The sequence below is a fragment of the Diplocloster agilis genome, from assembly GCF_019042275.1.
Classification (GTDB): Bacteria; Bacillota; Clostridia; order Lachnospirales; family Lachnospiraceae; genus Diplocloster; species Diplocloster agilis.
The window spans coordinates 65,779-82,336 of the sequence record NZ_JAHQCW010000013.1 but is presented as its reverse complement, the minus strand read 5'-3'; the positions used below and the strand labels follow the sequence as shown (position 1 = coordinate 82,336).

Genomic DNA, 16,558 nt, shown 5'->3' with positions numbered 1-16,558 from the left:
CCGCCCCTATTCCCGGTTCCATCTTCCCGTTTTCTTTAGGAACACGACCTGGGGAGATTCCTCTCCCACCTGCATCAGCTCGATACGGTTCCGGTCGGGATCTCTGACCCAGCACTGATAATTATGGTCGACGCCATATTTTACCGGCCGGTCTAACTCTACGCTTTCCCGCTCTATCTGATCCGCGATTCCCTGGATATCGTCCACCTCAAAACACAGGTGGGAGAACCCGATATTTTTCTCATTGTATTCCGTAAAATTCTCTCCGCCGTAGAACAATTCGATAAACTGCCCGCCTCCTGCATACAGATAGACGATCCAGGGTTCCCCTGTTTCCGGCCGCGCCATCTCAAAAGCCTTCTCAAAGCCCAGAACCCGGCAGTAAAAATCGATAGACTTCTTCATATCCGAGACATTCAATGCTGTGTGTGCCAATCCTTTTATCATCGCTTTTCTTCCTCTCCTTAAAATCTTTAATCCTTTATCGTTATCATCAATTCTACCGGTTTCTGCTTCATCAGTTCCACGCTGCGCTCATCCGGTTGTGAGAAGCCCACATACAGGCGGAAACGGCTGCTCTTGACCGAACGTTCTCCATTCCTATCCACCGCCGTCAGCGCTTCATGCCGGACCGTAAGCGTGATCCTTTTCTTTTCACCCGGTTCCAGATGCACTCGTTGAAACGCGCAAAGGCTGTGATTTAAAACCGCGCAGTCCGCTTCCAAATCCTTGATATATACCTGGATCACCTCATCCACCGGGGTATTCTGCCTGTTTAGTACCTCTGCTTCTATCCCGAAATCCGTATCCCGGCCCGGCTGCCCCACTACCTGCGCTTCGGTTATTCCGGCACAGCCGTAGGTCAGACCGTATCCGAAGGGATACAGCGGGCTCTTTTCCAGATACCGGTATGTACGGTTTTTCATGGAATAATCCGTGAATTCCGGCATATCCTCCAGATCCCGGTAAAAGGTCACCGGCAGTTTTCCGGAAGGAGCGGCTTTTCCAAACAACAGCTCCGCCACCGCTTTTCCTCCTCTGCCTCCGGGATACCACACATCCAATATGCCGTCGATGTTCTCATCCGCATAATTCAGATCGATCGCGCTGCCAGCCATCAGTACCAGCACGGTGGGTTTTCCCACGGAAGCCACCAGTTCCATCAGCTCCTGCTGAACCTGGGGCAGTCCCAGACCTTCCTTATCACCGGAACCGATCTGATTGCTGATATCGTGTTCCTCTCCTTCCAGCCGCTCATCCAGTCCAAGGCATAGAATCACCACGTCACTGTGCTTCGCCACCGTAACCGCTTCTGAGAACAGATTCGTCCGGCTGTGGGTATTGATGGCGCAGCCCTCGGAATAGAGCACCTTGGCCTTTCCTTCGGCCTCACGCCTGATCCCCTCCAGCACGGTAATATATTCGGAGGAAATACCGTAATAATTGCCGTACAGCGGAATCCTGCTGTCCGCGTTAGGCCCAATCACGCCAATCGTCTTTGTCTTTTGCAGGTCAACCGGAAGAATCCCGTTATTCTTTAACAGCACGCTTCCCCTTTTGACTGCGGTAAGAGCCAGTTCGATGTGTTCCTCGCTTTCCACCTCATCATAGGGAATCTGGTCGTACTCCGATCCTTCTCCCATAATCCCTAACAGATATCTGGTGGTAAACAGCCGCTCCGCGGACCTGGTGATCTCTTCTTCCGTTACCATATTGTTCTGATAGGCCTCCAGCAGATACACATAGGTATTTCCGCAGTTCAGGTCGCAGCCCGCGTGAAGCGCCATTGCCGCGGATTCCTGCATGGTGCTGGTTACCTTGTGATGTTCATGAAAATCCCGGATCGCCCAGCAGTCAGACACCACATGTCCCTGAAATCCCCATTTATCCCTGAGAATATCTTTCAAAAGGGTCTTGCTGCCGCAGCACGGTTCTCCGTTCGTCCGGTTATACGCGCCCATGACGGATTCCACATCCCCTTCTTTTACCAGCGCCTCAAAGGCCGGAAGATACGTCTCCCACAGATCCTTCCGGCTCACCTGCGCATCAAACTCATGCCTTAGGTGTTCCGGTCCGCTGTGTACGGCAAAGTGCTTGGCACAGGCCGCCGACTTCATCACTTCCCCGTCTCCCTGCAGCCCCTTGACAAACGCCACGCCAAGCCTGGAAGTAAGATAAGGGTCCTCGCCATAGGTCTCATGCCCTCTCCCCCAGCGGGGATCCCGGAAAATATTGACATTGGGAGACCAGAAGGTAATCCCTTTATGAAGGCCCCGGTCCCCTTCCTTCACAAATTCATTGTACTTCGCCCGTCCCTCATCTGCGATCGCCTCCGCGATCGCCTTTAACATCTCCTCATCGAACATCGCCGCCAGGCCGATCGCCTGCGGGAATACGGTGGCGGTTCCCGCTCTGGCCACGCCATGCAGCGCCTCATTCCACCAGTTATATTCCGGAACTCCCAGCCTTTTGATAGGCGGGGAATCATACTTTAGCTGGCTCGCCTTTTCGAACACAGTCATCTTCGCCACCAGCTCTTTCGCTTTCCTTGCCGCTGTTTCCCTGTCAAACATCCTATTCACCTCTCAATTATTATGAACCCAGAATAGCATGTTCCCTTTTGCCGGGAAATCAAATAAACTACCCTCATTCTATAATAATTTGTCTTTTCTACCGGTACTGTTCCCTGAACTTCGTCGGGGACATGCCGGTCTTTTTCTTAAAAGCCAGTGAAAAATAGTTGGTATCCCGGTAGCCGATCATGGCGGCGATTCGGTTGGTGCGCAGATTCGTCGTCTTTAAAAGCAGCTTTGCTTTCTCGATCCGCTCCTGTACGATATACTCGTTGCACCCCTCCCCTGTCACCCGCTTAAAGAGCCGTGAAAAATAGTTGGGCGTGAGATAGAGGGCCGAGGCCAGGCTGGAGACGGAGATCTCCTCCGCCAAATGTTCTTTTATGTAGCGTTTTGCCTTGGTTACCACCTGATGGGCTTCTTTTTCTTCGTCCCCCTGAAGCAGGTTTTGCAGAAAGATCTCGGTCATCTCACAGGCTTCTTCCCGGCCGGCGTTCATCAATATTTTCATAAAGGAGGGGAGGCGGTCATCCGCAGAAGATTTTGAGTCGCTTAAGTAAACGAAGTAAACGGAGGAGGCCAATTCATAGCAGCACATACTGACATCCTCGCCCGGTACGCTGTAAGACTCCAGGGCCTGCTTAAAACGCTCGTATATTTTCATGACGCAGTCCGCGTTTCCCACGTTGGCGCACATGGCGGCTTTCATTTCCGAGAAGACTTCCTTGAACAATTTGTCTCGTTTTTGCAGATTCCGGTTCTGTACGATCTCGTGGAAATCGTTTTTATTTTTCTCTAATAACAGACAGGCGTCATTGTAGGATACCGTTATATTCCGGAAGCCGTTCACCACACTGCCCATCACGGCCTTCAGTGTCACATTGTACTCGTCTTTCAGGATTTCCGTCAGCTTTTTTATGTCTTTTAACGCTTCAGGCGCTCCATTTTGCACAAAATACAAGATGACGGTCCTGCCGTCATGATCCGCTAGGGTGATGCCCTTTCCCTGTGCATCGATAAATCCGATGCAGATGTTGCGGATACTTTGGGAGATGTATTCTTCCTCCTCCTGCAAATGGTGTACAAACTGCGGAGGGCGGATAATGACGGCCTGCATGCTTTGCCCGCTGTCATAGGGGTATTCCCGGTAGAATTCTTCCGTGAAGATTTCCTGCCCCGTTATTTTCCCATGCAGGTAGTCGCTTAATTTTTTCTCCAGCTCATACTGCTTTGCCGCCGCTCTGGCCCGGGACACATTTGTCTCTCCCTCCGCCTCTTTTAACTCTTCCAGATATTGGACCTGTTTTTTTAACGTCTGGGTCAGGACCTCCTCATCGATGGGCTTGAGCAGAAATTCCTGAACGCTTAAGCGCAGGCACTGCCTGGCATATTCGAATCTGTCATATCCGGTCAGAACGATAATCCTCATCTCCGGTACAATGGATTTCACCAGCTCTATGAGATCCAGGCCCGACATCTCCGCCATATTGATATCGGTGACCATGATCTCCGGCTTTTCTTCCTCCACGATCTCATACGCTTCCTTCCCGCTGGCGGCGGTGAATACCTGTTCTATGCCGATTTCCTCCCATCGGATTACCTTTTGGATCCCGATCCGGATCATCTTTTCATCGTCTACGATCAGTGCTTTCATCCAATCCCTCCCTTTCCCAATTCCTTCCGCTTGTTTCTTTTCCGCTGTCACTGTCCGGGCAGACGGATCTCAACGGTAACCCCGCCCGCGTCATTTGACCGGTAGCACAGCCCATATTCCTCCCCGAATAATAATTCGATTCTTTTATTTACATTCTGCAGTCCATATCCCAGCCCCTCGTCAAACTGACCGATCGTCCGGTTTATCTGTTCCATCTGCCGAAGCGGCATTCCCACGCCGTCATCTTCCACCTGCACAATCACCGCGTCCTCCCTGTTTACCGCGCTGACACGGATGCTGCCCCTGGCGTTTTCCCGGTTCCGTATTCCGTGATAGATGGCGTTCTCCACCAACGGCTGCAAAGTCAGCTTGGGGATCGGGACATGGCGGAACCCTTCTGTTACCTCATCCTGGTATGCAATCATATTGTCATAGCGCATATTTTGTATAATCAGATAATTACGGATCTGTTCCAGCTCTTCCGCCAGCGTGATAACGTCCTTGCCCTTGCTCAGGCAGCTGCGGTAATACTGGGCCAGAGCCTTCACCATAATGGAGATGTCTTCGGCCCCCTCCACCATGGCCTGCCAGTGGATACACTCCAATGTATTATACAGAAAATGCGGCTGGATCTGGGACTGGAGCGCGTTAAACCGGATCTGCTCCTTCTGGTGCTGCTCCGCCCTCACCTTTCGGATCAGGCTGTTGATCTCATCCATCATGTAGTTGAAACCGTCGATCAGCTGCCGGAAATCATTTCCCGCATAATCCGGGCTGCTTCTGACTTCCAGACGGCCATTCGCCACCTGCTCCATCTCCTTTACCAGCAGATCTACCGGCCGGTACATTCTGTGGATGAGGCAGTTCCCCACATAGATACTGCACGCGCTTAACAGCAGGATAATGATCGCCAGGATCGGGATAATCCTCACGCAGCTTTTATAAAACTCAAACATGGGGGTCTGATTGATGATATAAAAGTTCCAGGAACCAATCTTCTGGTAATTATAGATGGTATTGTCCCTGGTAAAACTCCCTTTCTCTTTTACCAGCAGATCCATCCACGGAAACGGTGCTTGGCTTTGTTCTCCGTAGGCAGAAAACAGGCGGCCGGCCTTATCGATCATATAGATCTCCGATTCAAAATCAAAATATTTCTTCTCCGATAGATTTTTCAAAAAATTATCCTCATAATTCATACAGAAGAGACCCATTTCTTTGTTCAGGTATGTCAAAGAATAGATCGGCTGGTATACATTCAGGGAACAGCTCCCGTCCCTGGTATAAGCGTCGTTATAGCTCATGCGCAGCGTGCCCTTCCCTGGCCCTTTTATACTCCCGTCATAGTCCTGCTCATAGGAACTGGAAAATCGGGTATTGATCTGGGTCGCTTTTCCCTTGTACAGGTATCCTGGGAACTGATAACTGACCACGGAGACGAAATTCATGCTGGCGTTCATGTTGGTGAAATTCATCAGCGATTCCTGCGCGCTGTCCGTCCGTTCATAGTAACCGGGGCTGTCCGGGCCCCCGCCTTTTAAATATTCCTGGATCGAATTGTCCAGCATCAGCGCCAGGGCCTGTGCCTTATAAGTATCCAGCGTGCTCTCATAGTTTGCCGCCAGGGATGACAGCTGTTCTTCCGCCATCTTTTTGGACTGCTGTATGCTGAACATGAGGTAAGCGCCTGTGATCACCACAAAAATGAGAACCGACGAGAGACAGATGATACCCGCGATATACCATCTCATTTTTTTATCAAAATTCCATTGTACGATCTTACTGTGCAGATTACGCAGCATCTATATTCCTCCTTCCTGTCCCTATATCACTATCATATCTTAAAATAACAGGAAAAAGGTGTTGTGAAACGCAACACCTGGAAGTTTCCTTTGTGACAGGATCGCCCTGCATTTTTACCCCTTCACCGCTCCCGCTGTCATTCCCTTCACCAGGGCATCCTGAGCAAAGATAAACATGATAATCATTGGAAGCGCGGTAAGTGTAAGTACTGCTAGAATCATCGGCGTGTTCATGGAATACTGACCTTTGAAATCCCATACGGCAAGGGGCAGCGTCCGGTTGCCCACGGACTGGGTCAGCGTATAGGCAAAGCTGAATTCATTCCACATATGTACCCCGTTGTAGATCGCAAGTGTGGACAGGCCCGGTTTGGAAAGCGGAAGGATGATCCGGAAGAACATCCGTATTCTCCCACATCCGTCGATCTGCGCCGCATCCTCGATCTCCCTGGAGATACTCTGCATGAAGCTGGTCAGAATAAAGACGGAGATCGGAATTCCAAAGGCCACATATGGGCCGATCAGCGCCCAGATGCTGTCGTACAGATTCATTTTCATCATCATTTTGAACACCGGGATCAAAGTGATGTGAATGGGGATCGACATGCAGGCCACAATCAGTGCGTACAGGGGGCTGCAGATCTTTAGTTTGAACCTGGCTAAGGGATAAGAAGCGCAGGCCGTGATGAACAGCAGTAAAGCCAGCGACACAACCAGTACAAACAGGCTGTTGCCAAAATATCGGAAAAAATTCCCCTGAAGCACCGCCTCATAATTTCCCAGATACAGGTGATCCGGCAATTCGAAAATCCCTTTTACCAGCATCTCGAACTGTTCCTTAAAGGAGTTCATAATCATAAACACAAAGGGGAGCAGCGATACCAGCAGATAGAACAGGCCCAGGATGACTGCCAGTGTCCACAGCAGAATACTTTTTATTTTACTGACTTTGATTGAATCCATTATGCATCTCCCCCTATACGGTTCAGTACTTTCATAGTAAATAAGGACATCAGAGTTATAATCAGGAACATTCCGGACGCTACGCAGGAACCATAACCCATGTTAAAGTTAGAAAAAGATAACGTATACATATAGGTGGCCATCAGCTCTGTAGAGGAACCCGGCCCGCCGCCCGTCATGACGTAGATCAGGTCAAAGTATTTCAGCGCCCCTACCATGGAGAGAATCGCCGCGCTTTTTAACGAAGGTTTCAGTAACGGCAGAACGATATGCCAGAAATATTTTCCCTTTGTCGCCCCGTCGATTCTGGCGGCCTCGTAGATTTCCTCCGAGATATTGGTGTACGCGGCCAGGAAATAAACCATGTAAAACGGGGAGAACTGCCAGCAGATGACCCCGATCACCGCATACAGCGCTAAGGTGCTGCTTCCGAGCAGATCCACATTCCCTCCGCCGAACCATTTGGATATGGTGCTGATGATTCCCCCGTTTGTGGCCAGCGCATAGGAAAAGAGAAATCCAATGGCCACCGAAGACATAAGATGGGGAATGAACCAGACCACCTTGAATACTTTGAATTTTTTCTTTCCGAATTCCAGGAAGGTTGCCATGGCCAGCCCTAACGGGATCTGGATCAGGATCGACAGCGCCATAATGATCAGATTATTGCCTGCGGCCCTCCTGAAATTTCCATCCATGAACAAGGTCTTCCAGTTTTTCCATCCGATAAATTCCCTGCCCGCCGAGATCCCGTTCCACTTAAAAAAGCTGATATGGAATGACTCGATAATCGGATATATGACAAATACAGCCAGAAATATCAATACCGGAGCCAAAAACAGCATTCCCGTCAGCAGCATTTCCCTCTTGCGCAGAGAGGCCAGAGCCTTCGTTTTCTTCTTCATCCCGCTTTCCTCCATCCGTTTTCTTCTTATTAAAGTCATGATAGCACGGGCAAAAACCGGGAAAAATAGATTCTTCTGTCCTTTTTCTATAATATTCTTCGTATAACGGAGAGTGGAACGCCGCTGAAAAACCGCGGCGTTCCACTCTCCATTCTGGTATGCTGATACTTGGTTGTATTATTTTTCCGCCAGATAATCCTGGTTCGCTTTTTGCATTTGTTTTGCCGCCTCTGCAGGTTCCATAGTCAAGCCAAACACTTCCTGCATCGTGTTCAGATGAACCTGGGCCACCGCTGGAGGCAGGTACTGATCGTAGTAAAGCTGCACATTGGAAGCTTTGTTGGCATATTCGATGACGGTTTTCAACAGGGGATTCGACACTTTCTCTTCGATTCCCTTGACCGGAGGGATCTTTCCTTTGTCCACCATGAACTGGGCGCCTTCCGGTGTGGAATAGTTGGTTACGCATTCGAATGCGGCTTCCAGTTTCTCTCCGGTGCAGTTAAAGGATATGAACTGATCTCCCATGGTCCCGATCATAAGGGTCGGGTCCGTATCTACACCCTCCGCTACCGGGAACGGGAACCAGCCAAGCTTGTTGAAAAACTCTTCGCTGTCATTCATGAAGACGCTGGACATACCGGAACCGGTCAGCATCATGGCCGCGTTTTCCTGATAGAATAATTGTTTCGCCATACCGTCATTCCAGCTCAGTGAATTGACGCCTTCCGGGAAATACCCTTTCTTAACCCAATTTTTGATGGTTTCTCCCGCTTTTATAAAGCATTCGTCCTCAAAGCTGCCGGTTCCATCCGCCGCGCTGGTGAAGGCATCCAGACCGCCATAGCGGGTCGCCAGATACATAAAATATTGGGAACCGGTCCATTTTTCCTGGTTTGCCAGGGCAAACGGCGTGATTCCATTGCCAAGAAGCGTATCGCACACGCTCTCCAGTTGTCCAATAGTCTCCGGGACCTGCAGGTTATATTTATCAAAAATCTCTTTATTGTAGAAGATTCCCGTAACGGATACATTGTTGACGGGGATCGCATAAATATGCCCGTTATAGGTTCCCTGCGCAATCGAACCTTCCGTCAGACGGTTCGGGAGATCGCTTTTGTAGAACAGATCGTCCAGGGGCTGTGCGAAACCGGATTCGATATATTCGATCATCGGTCCCCCGGTCCAGCTGGTATACATATCCGGGCATTCTCCGGAACTCATGGCGATAATCAATTTTTCCTTATAGTTGTCGTTCTGAACGGCCACTACCTCCGTCTGATAACCGGAGCTGCTGTTCTGATTGAACTGGTCTACCGCATAATTCATGATCGCCTTATCCGGATCCCCAGTGGTAATGTTCCAGAAGGTGATTACCTTGTCCTCATCCGAAGCGTTCTCCTGACCTGCCGGCTTCTTTTCCCCCGGCTGTTCTTCCTGACTGCCCGCGGCTCCCCCTTCTGCCTTCGGCGCAACCTCCTGTGATTGGCCGGAACCGCAGGCGGCCAGCATTACAGTCAGCGTAACAGCCAATAACACGGATAATACTTTTTTTGCTTTCATATAAATACCTCCTCTTAAGATAGCTTGATTATAGCATCGGGATCTGCAGAAAAAAATTTATTAAAATGTCCATCTTCTATAATTTTCTTTCCTTGCGTATCTCATTCATAAATCATGGTCCGTCAAATGTGGTAATTCACCCCTGTGCCCGATTTTCCTATGTAGTAAATATCCTTGTGCTGCCGGATACGCCATGTTACAATTATAAAGCAAATGGGATATTCCGTAATCCTTTTATCCTCCGTTTGGATCGGATTATATTTCTTATAGATTAAAAGAGGTTTGAACCATGAAAAAACACCCGGTTATTTTATTATATATTTTCCTCAGTATTCTGGTTTCCTGTATTTTCGCCGGATGCGGGTCCGCCCGAAGCCGGAATATCATATTTGAGAACAGTCAGGAAGACGTAAAACCACAGGTCTCCTTGACTTTTTTTGGGTTCAAATACGAGGCCCTCAATGTCACGGCAATCGAAAATTCCCTGCATGGCTTCATGGATCAATACCCGGACATCTCCATCTCCTATGACGGCATTAAAAATCCCCCGTATTTTGAGATACTCGAAAAAAGACTGGCTACCGGAAACGGGGACGACGTCTTTATGCTGGATCATGCCAGGGTGCTGGAACTGGGCCGGCAGGGGGAACTGGCGGATCTTTCCGGCCTGTCCACCCTGGGGAATTTCAGTGAGCTTGCAAAAAGCCAGATGACCGCCCTCGACGGCATTTATTATCTTCCCACCTCCATCTCAGCTTTCGGCCTGTACTGTAATCTGGATCTTCTAAAGGAGCACGGGCAGGAGGTTCCCCATAATCTGGCGGAATTTGAGCAGGTATGCGACTATTTCGCCGCGGAAGGTATCACGCCGATTGTGGCCAATAACGATATTTCTTTGAAAACCGTGGTCCTGGCAAAATGTCTGCTGCCCTATTATTCGGGCGCTGCCTCCGGTCAGATCGCGCGGTTCAATGACGATCCGGCCGCGCTTGCCGATACCCTGCGCCCCGGCTTTCAATTCGTAGAGCGGATGTTTACGCGCCGTTGGGTAGACCGGGAGGAAACGCAGCGCACGTCTAAGACCAAAGAGGATCTGGCCGCCTTTTCCAAAGGGGATCAGCCATTTATGTTAACCGGTGTCTGGGCCGTCCCCCGGCTGCGGGATCTGAATCCCGATTTTGAATTCGAGGTCTATCCCTACCCTATTCTGGATGACGGAAGCGTGCTGGTGATCAATATGGATACCCGGATCGGCATCAACGCCAACAGCCGCTATCCCGAAGAAGCCAAACAGTTTGTGGAATATCTGACCCAGAACGACGTCATGTGGGAATTTGTCGACAGCCAGAGTTCTTTCAGTCCGCTGAAGGAGAACCGTCTGGCCGAAGACGACGCGATCCAGCCAGTCGGGCCGTATCTCACCAACGGCCGCAGTGTAATCGGTTCCGATGACAATCTGCTGTTCCCGATCTGGGATCTGTCCCGGGAATGTATCGAGGGTATGCTGGAGGGCGACGACGCGGATACGGCCGTATCCCATATGGAGCAACTGCTGACACAATAGATTGGATTACGCTGGAGGAATGAAACATGAAAATAAAACACAGATGGAAAACGCTTCTCCTTGCGGTCCTATCCGTGTCAATCGTGCTTTTGGGCAGTATCTACTACCTCAGGAGCGTACAGAACTCTCTGTGGCTCAAATCGGTAACCGACGTCCTGGAAGTAACGGCGCAGGGCTGTCATGCGCTGGATACTTATATTGAAAAGGATATGGAGATGCTGCATTGGCTCGCCGAAGACCTGTCGGCGGAAGATTCCCGCGACGGCAAAGCAATTCAGGAGGAAATGCTGCATCTGTCCGGAGATTCCGGCTCCTCCTATATCTGCGTCAGCCTGGATACCAATACCTGTTACGGCACACAGCCCGGGGAGGCGCAAAAGCTTAACCCGGAACAGGCCGAGGCTTTATTGGCCCTGCAGGGCAACGGAATTCGGGAACCGTATCTGGATGGCCGTACCGGCGTGTGGACGTTGGGATATTACGAACGGTTTTCATTTAAGGACGGAGCGGAGGGATTCCTGCAAAAGTCCCTGCCCCTCTCTACGGTCGCGGAACGGTTTTCCCTGTCTTTCTACGACGATACCGGGTTTTCTTATGTGGTCAGCCCACAGGGGGATATTTTGATCCGCTCTCTACACCGCAACAGCAACCGTACCTTTCAAAACCTGTTTGATATCATCGACCTGCAGGGCAATGATCCGGATGAAATCCGGTCATTTCAGGCCGCATTGGAGCTTGGAAAAAAAGGGGCTGCCCGCTTCTACTATCAGGAAGAAGACTACGTGTTCTGTTACGTGCCCATGGAAAATACGCCGGGATGGTATCTGGTGTCCATTGTCCCCAACCGGGTCATCATGGAACAGACCCACAATATTGTCCAAAATTCCCAGGTGTTTCTCATTCTGATACTGGTAAGCGGTCTGATCATGGCCGCATTTTATATCGTCCACCGAACCACCTCCCGGCGGATACTCCAGGCCGAAGAACGCGCGCGCCTGGCCGCCGAGAGCGCGAACACCGCCAAAAGCCGTTTTCTGTCCAATATGTCCCATGATATCCGCACTCCTATGAACGCCATCATCGGTATGACCCAATTGGCTTCCCGTCACGCCGGGGAACCGGATAAGGTCAGGGAATATCTGAAAAACATTGAACTGTCGGGACAGCTTCTGGTGGGACTGATCAACGATATTCTGGATATGTCCAAGATCGAAAGCGGTAAAATGAAACTGAATAACATGGATACTTCCCTGGAAACACTGCTTACGAATCTGGTGCGAATCATACAGCCGACGGCTGCGCAAAAGAACCAGGGATTCCACATCTATTTACACGGCATTACACACGAAACGCTTTCTTTTGATCCGCTGCGCCTCAATCAGGTGCTCATCAACCTGCTCTCCAACGCGGTAAAATTCACGCCGGAGGGCGGCGCGGTCCGGGTCGATATTACAGAAAGCCCTTCCGTCCGGGAAAACAGAGCCCATCTGACCATCCGCGTGGCGGATACCGGGATCGGTATGAAGCCGGAATACCTCCGGCACATCTTTGATTCCTTTTCCCGGGAACAGGACGACCGGGTTCATCAGACCGAAGGAACCGGCCTTGGCATGGCCATTGTCAAAATGATCGTCGATATGATGGAGGGGACGATCACCGTGGACAGCAGACCCGGGGAGGGTTCCGTCTTCACCGTGGACCTGGACCTGCTCCTTGCGGCCGCTGCCGATCAGGAAAACCCGGCGCTGCCCGGCATCCGAATCCTCATCGCGGACAGTGATCCCGAAGAAAGCCGCACCACCGCAGAATTTCTGCGCGCTCTGGGGCTAAGCCCGGATCTTGTTCCGTCAGGAGAAGCGGCCGTACAGAAAGCGGCCGCCGCCCACAGCCACGGGAATGATTACACTTTGATCCTGTTGGACGCGGAATTGGAGGATCCGGACGCGGTCGGGACAGCCCTGGCAATCCTGGAGCAGACGGGCGAAAAACCGCCGTCTCTTCTCCTGTCCGCGTATGATTGCGCGGGTATGGAGGAGGAAGCTGCCGCTGCCGGCATAAAAGATTTTCTTCAGAAGCCGTTACTTAAAACCGCTCTGTACCGCTGTATCTGCCAAAACGTCCTGGGAGATAAACCGGCGGCGACTTGCAAAGACATGAGCCAGGATCTGACCGGCAGGCGTATTCTTCTGGCGGAAGATAATATGCTGAACCAGGAGATCGCGCGGGAATTATTGGAAGGCCTGGGCGCGCAGATGGACGTGGTTTCCAACGGCCTGGCCTGTGTGGAATCATTTGAAAAATCGTCTCCCGGGCATTATGACCTGATATTAATGGACGTGCAGATGCCCGTCATGAACGGGTATGAGGCGACAAAACAGATCCGCGGCTTAGACCGTGCGGACGCCGGCGTCATCCCCATCCTGGCTATGACCGCGGATGCCTTCGCGGAGGATGTGGAGGCCGCCCTGGCCGCGGGTATGAACGGTCATCTGGCCAAACCGCTGGATATTCCGACAATGATAAGACAGATCCATCTACTCTTGAATGGGAATGGAGACTGACCGCCGCCGCTACCGTTTACAGGTAGCCGTGTGTCCGCAGATAGGGATTTTTCACATGGGACATGTTGGGGCCTGCCAGGGACTTCCGGTATTTCAGGGGCGGCTGCCCGTAATAGTGCTGGAAAGCCCTGGTAAAGGATCTGCTGTCGGAGAAACCATTGTCCAGAGCGATCTGCAGGATGGAGTAGTCGCTTTCCGTAAGGTCCTGGTAGGCGTGGTGCATGCGGATACTGGTCAGATATTTCTTAAATGTGGTGCCCATGCACTCTTTAAAGGTCCGTGACAGATGTTCCTTGGATATTCCGTAGTCCCTGGACAGGGTATCCAGAGAAATCGTCTCCCGGTAATGCGTATCGATATAGGCTATAATATCCTGGCACCGCTCCATGTACTTCTGGGTTTTGATGGCGGTAGGCACCTCCTTCTCCCTCTTGAACTCGGTGAGAAGTATATATAAGATCTCATAGAAACTGCTGTTCAGCTTCAGCTGGTAATGAAGATTCGTTTTCCGGTTGCTGAACACCGGAAAAATTTCTTTAAAGATTCTGCCCAGCTGGGTATAACCGGCTTTCTCCTGATCCAGCACAAAACAGATATCCTCATAAGCGGGGTAAATCTGTTTTAAAAAAGCCACGGGAAATATAATAGTGATGGCCTCCGCAGGGCTTGAATAATTCATATGGCAGCCGTGCACCTCTCCCCCGTTGATCAGGACCAGATCCCCGGCCTTCGCCACGAACCTGCGGCCGCCCACATCAAACAGGCAGTCCCCCCACAGGATGTAGGTCAGCTCCAGGCTGCGGTGCCAGTGTTTATCCACCTCCATGATCTGGTTCTCTGTGTGTACATACACCCAGGCGAGAAATTTTTCAGGAACTTTAATCGTCTCGTGGGGATATTCCATAGAATCCTCCTCTGCCGTTTGCCGGCTCTTTTTTTTCCTATTTTTCTTTCCTATTTGACCTTCTATTTTCTTCATTTCTTGTCTTTATTATGGTAAATCCCTCTGAAATTGTCAATATTACGTTAAATAATATCAATTTTTTGCATATTTTTCGCTAATAATCGAACTGAAACTCCACGGAAGCCGGATTATAATAAAATCACTGAAGAAAACAACATACCCACATACCACGGTAAAGAGGCTGTCATGATGTAATAGAAAAGTTATTACGGATATGGCGGCCTTTCAAAAATAAACAACATTATCAATGGAGTTTCAAGGAGGTAGGTAATCTGTGAAAAAGCAAAAAATGGGATTTTGGCGCCACGCGCTGTTTCTGGGGCCGGCATCCCTGGCCTTTGCGCTGGCCGTAGTCGTTCCGTTTGTAATCAGCGTCATCTATTCGTTTACGGACTGGAACGGAGTAGCCAATGACATCAAGTTTATCGGACTGGACAACTTTGTGAGAATCTTCTCCGGGAAGTCTAATTTTCTGGGTTCCTTCTGGTTTACACTGAAAATCTCGGTGGTGAACATTATTTTGATCAACGTGCTGGGAACCCTGCTGGCGGTAGCCCTTACATCGGCCATCCGCGCAAAAGGGCTGTTCCGTGTAGCCTTTTATCTGCCGAATACGATCGGCGGCCTGATTCTGGGCTTTGTATGGCAGTTCATCTTCGTCACAGGCTTTCCCGCTATTGGACAACTGCTTCAATCGGGCTTTTTCAACCAACAGTGGCTGGGCACGGAGTCTACCGCGTTTATCGGACTGGTGATCGTCAGCGTCTGGCAGAACGTGGGGTATGTGATGGTAATCATGACCGCCGCACTGATGGGCGTCCCTTCCGATCTGATCGAATCCGCCCGGATCGACGGCGCGTCGGCTGTGTGCACCTTCTTCAAGGTAAAACTGCCTCTGTGTATGCCTTACATAACCGTGTGCCTGTTCTGGACGATCTCCAACGCCTTTAAGATGTTCGAGCTGAACTACTCGCTGACGAAGGGCGGCCCCTATGGATCTACTAATTCCATGGCCCTGTATATTTACAACGACGCGTTTGCCAACAATAAATACGGGTTAGCCACTGCCGAGTCACTGGTGTTCTTTGTAATTATCATGCTCATAACCGGCATCCAGATGTACTTCACCGGCAAGAAAGAGAGGGAGTACCAATGAAAAAAGGTAAAATCGGATCTGTCATCCTGTTTCTCGTCATGTTACTGGCGGTCCTTGTGTTCCTCTATCCTCTGTTCGTGGTGGTGATGAACTCCTTTAAGCCGCTGGGCGATATTATCGCAAGGCCTCTTGAAATTCCCGGCATCCTGCATCTGGAGAATTATATCAATGCCTGGAAAACGGTAGAAATCCCCAGGGTCATGTGGAATACCGCCCTGGTGACCGTCCTCTCCGTAACCGGGATCGTACTGTTAAGCGCTATGAGCGCCTACTGGTCCGAGCGGCATCCCACCGTTTATTCCCGTATATTTTCCAGGCTGCTGGTTCTGTCCATGCTGATCCCTTTTGCCTCCCTGATGATTCCTCTGGTACAGGTGATGCGGGTGTTCCGCCTGAACAATTCCCTGTCCGGAGCCATCGTCACCTACTGGGGAATCGGTCTGGCCTTCGCCTTCTTTATGACACAGGGCGCGGTGAAATCTCTCCCCTATGAGCTTGAGGAGGCGGCCATAGTAGACGGCTGCGGCCCGGTGCGGGTATTCTGGCAGATCATTCTTCCGCTGCTGCAGCCCACCATGGTGACGATCTTCGTCATGGATATCTTCTGGATCTGGAACGACTTTATCGTTCCGCTGATCCTGCTGGACAGCAGCCAGCTGAGCACGATCCAGCTGGCGATCAAGAAACTGTTCAGCCAGTATTCCAGCCAGTGGGATCTGGCGCTTCCGGCGCTGGTGATCTCCATTGTTCCTATATTAGTGGTATTCGTCCTGTTACAGAAAAAAATCGTCGGCGGTATTCTGGCCGGAGCTGTAAAGGGATAAATATAAAACAAAACCGTAAACACTGAAGG

The 16,558-nt window shown here is 50.6% G+C and carries 12 protein-coding genes; 4 read left to right on the top strand and 8 right to left on the bottom strand.

Annotated elements, in window-relative coordinates; all coding sequences use genetic code 11:
* Positions 1–6: 6 nt before the first annotated feature.
* From KTH89_RS09725 to KTH89_RS09695, 7 genes are all read right to left on the bottom strand, one after another.
* Positions 7–447: a VOC family protein gene (locus KTH89_RS09725; RefSeq protein WP_158345452.1), complete on the bottom strand. Its 441-nt coding sequence runs from the start codon at positions 445–447 to the stop codon at positions 7–9.
* A gap of 26 nt (positions 448–473) precedes the next feature.
* Positions 474–2,573: a glycoside hydrolase family 3 protein gene (locus tag KTH89_RS09720; protein WP_158345453.1), complete on the bottom strand. Its 2,100-nt coding sequence runs from the start codon at positions 2,571–2,573 to the stop codon at positions 474–476.
* A gap of 97 nt (positions 2,574–2,670) precedes the next feature.
* Positions 2,671–4,227, bottom strand: a complete 1,557-nt coding sequence (locus KTH89_RS09715) for a response regulator transcription factor (protein ID WP_238721477.1) — start codon at positions 4,225–4,227, stop codon at positions 2,671–2,673.
* A 47-nt stretch (positions 4,228–4,274) separates the two neighbouring features.
* Complete coding sequence (locus KTH89_RS09710) at positions 4,275–6,029, bottom strand: sensor histidine kinase (RefSeq protein ID WP_158345455.1); 1,755 nt, start codon at positions 6,027–6,029, stop codon at positions 4,275–4,277.
* Positions 6,030–6,143: 114 nt separating this feature from the next.
* The gene (locus tag KTH89_RS09705; protein WP_158345456.1) at positions 6,144–6,992 is read right to left on the bottom strand and encodes a carbohydrate ABC transporter permease; all 849 of its coding nucleotides are present in this window, start codon (positions 6,990–6,992) and stop codon (positions 6,144–6,146) included.
* Positions 6,992–7,897 (bottom strand): carbohydrate ABC transporter permease, encoded by a 906-nt coding sequence (locus KTH89_RS09700; protein ID WP_158345457.1) that lies wholly within the window; start codon positions 7,895–7,897, stop codon positions 6,992–6,994. The genes KTH89_RS09705 and KTH89_RS09700 overlap by 1 nt, the downstream gene beginning before the upstream one ends.
* 177 nt (positions 7,898–8,074) lie before the next feature.
* Positions 8,075–9,460, bottom strand: coding sequence for an extracellular solute-binding protein (locus KTH89_RS09695; RefSeq protein WP_238721478.1), 1,386 nt, complete (start codon positions 9,458–9,460; stop codon positions 8,075–8,077).
* Positions 9,461–9,749: 289 nt separating this feature from the next.
* On the opposite strand from KTH89_RS09695, the gene KTH89_RS09690 reads away from it, so the two are divergent.
* Complete coding sequence (locus KTH89_RS09690) at positions 9,750–11,024, top strand: ABC transporter substrate-binding protein (RefSeq protein WP_158345459.1); 1,275 nt, start codon at positions 9,750–9,752, stop codon at positions 11,022–11,024.
* Positions 11,025–11,050: 26 nt separating this feature from the next.
* Entirely contained in the window at positions 11,051–13,585 is a 2,535-nt protein-coding gene (locus KTH89_RS09685; protein WP_158345460.1) for a response regulator, read from the top strand.
* A gap of 16 nt (positions 13,586–13,601) precedes the next feature.
* On the opposite strand, the gene KTH89_RS09680 is transcribed toward KTH89_RS09685, so the two are convergent.
* Positions 13,602–14,489: an AraC family transcriptional regulator gene (locus tag KTH89_RS09680; RefSeq protein WP_158353266.1), complete on the bottom strand. Its 888-nt coding sequence runs from the start codon at positions 14,487–14,489 to the stop codon at positions 13,602–13,604.
* Positions 14,490–14,823: 334 nt separating this feature from the next.
* Between KTH89_RS09680 and KTH89_RS09675 the strand changes: the two genes are divergently transcribed.
* Positions 14,824–15,705: a carbohydrate ABC transporter permease gene (locus KTH89_RS09675; protein WP_238721479.1), complete on the top strand. Its 882-nt coding sequence runs from the start codon at positions 14,824–14,826 to the stop codon at positions 15,703–15,705.
* Positions 15,702–16,529 (top strand): carbohydrate ABC transporter permease, encoded by an 828-nt coding sequence (locus tag KTH89_RS09670; protein ID WP_158345462.1) that lies wholly within the window; start codon positions 15,702–15,704, stop codon positions 16,527–16,529. Before KTH89_RS09675 ends, KTH89_RS09670 begins: the two co-directional genes overlap by 4 nt.
* Positions 16,530–16,558 lie beyond the last annotated feature (29 nt).

What these genes read in the sequence shown, in the direction of transcription:
- KTH89_RS09725 (WP_158345452.1), bottom strand. Translation starts at nt 447, where the DNA reads ATGATAAAAGGATTGGCACACACAGCATTGAATGTCTCGGATATGAAG.
- KTH89_RS09720 (WP_158345453.1), bottom strand. Translation starts at nt 2,573, where the DNA reads ATGTTTGACAGGGAAACAGCGGCAAGGAAAGCGAAAGAGCTGGTGGCG.
- KTH89_RS09715 (WP_238721477.1), bottom strand. Translation starts at nt 4,227, where the DNA reads ATGAAAGCACTGATCGTAGACGATGAAAAGATGATCCGGATCGGGATC.
- KTH89_RS09710 (WP_158345455.1), bottom strand. Translation starts at nt 6,029, where the DNA reads ATGCTGCGTAATCTGCACAGTAAGATCGTACAATGGAATTTTGATAAA.
- KTH89_RS09705 (WP_158345456.1), bottom strand. Translation starts at nt 6,992, where the DNA reads ATGGATTCAATCAAAGTCAGTAAAATAAAAAGTATTCTGCTGTGGACA.
- KTH89_RS09700 (WP_158345457.1), bottom strand. Translation starts at nt 7,897, where the DNA reads ATGAAGAAGAAAACGAAGGCTCTGGCCTCTCTGCGCAAGAGGGAAATG.
- KTH89_RS09695 (WP_238721478.1), bottom strand. Translation starts at nt 9,460, where the DNA reads ATGAAAGCAAAAAAAGTATTATCCGTGTTATTGGCTGTTACGCTGACT.
- KTH89_RS09690 (WP_158345459.1), top strand. Translation starts at nt 9,750, where the DNA reads ATGAAAAAACACCCGGTTATTTTATTATATATTTTCCTCAGTATTCTG.
- KTH89_RS09685 (WP_158345460.1), top strand. Translation starts at nt 11,051, where the DNA reads ATGAAAATAAAACACAGATGGAAAACGCTTCTCCTTGCGGTCCTATCC.
- KTH89_RS09680 (WP_158353266.1), bottom strand. Translation starts at nt 14,489, where the DNA reads ATGGAATATCCCCACGAGACGATTAAAGTTCCTGAAAAATTTCTCGCC.
- KTH89_RS09670 (WP_158345462.1), top strand. Translation starts at nt 15,702, where the DNA reads ATGAAAAAAGGTAAAATCGGATCTGTCATCCTGTTTCTCGTCATGTTA.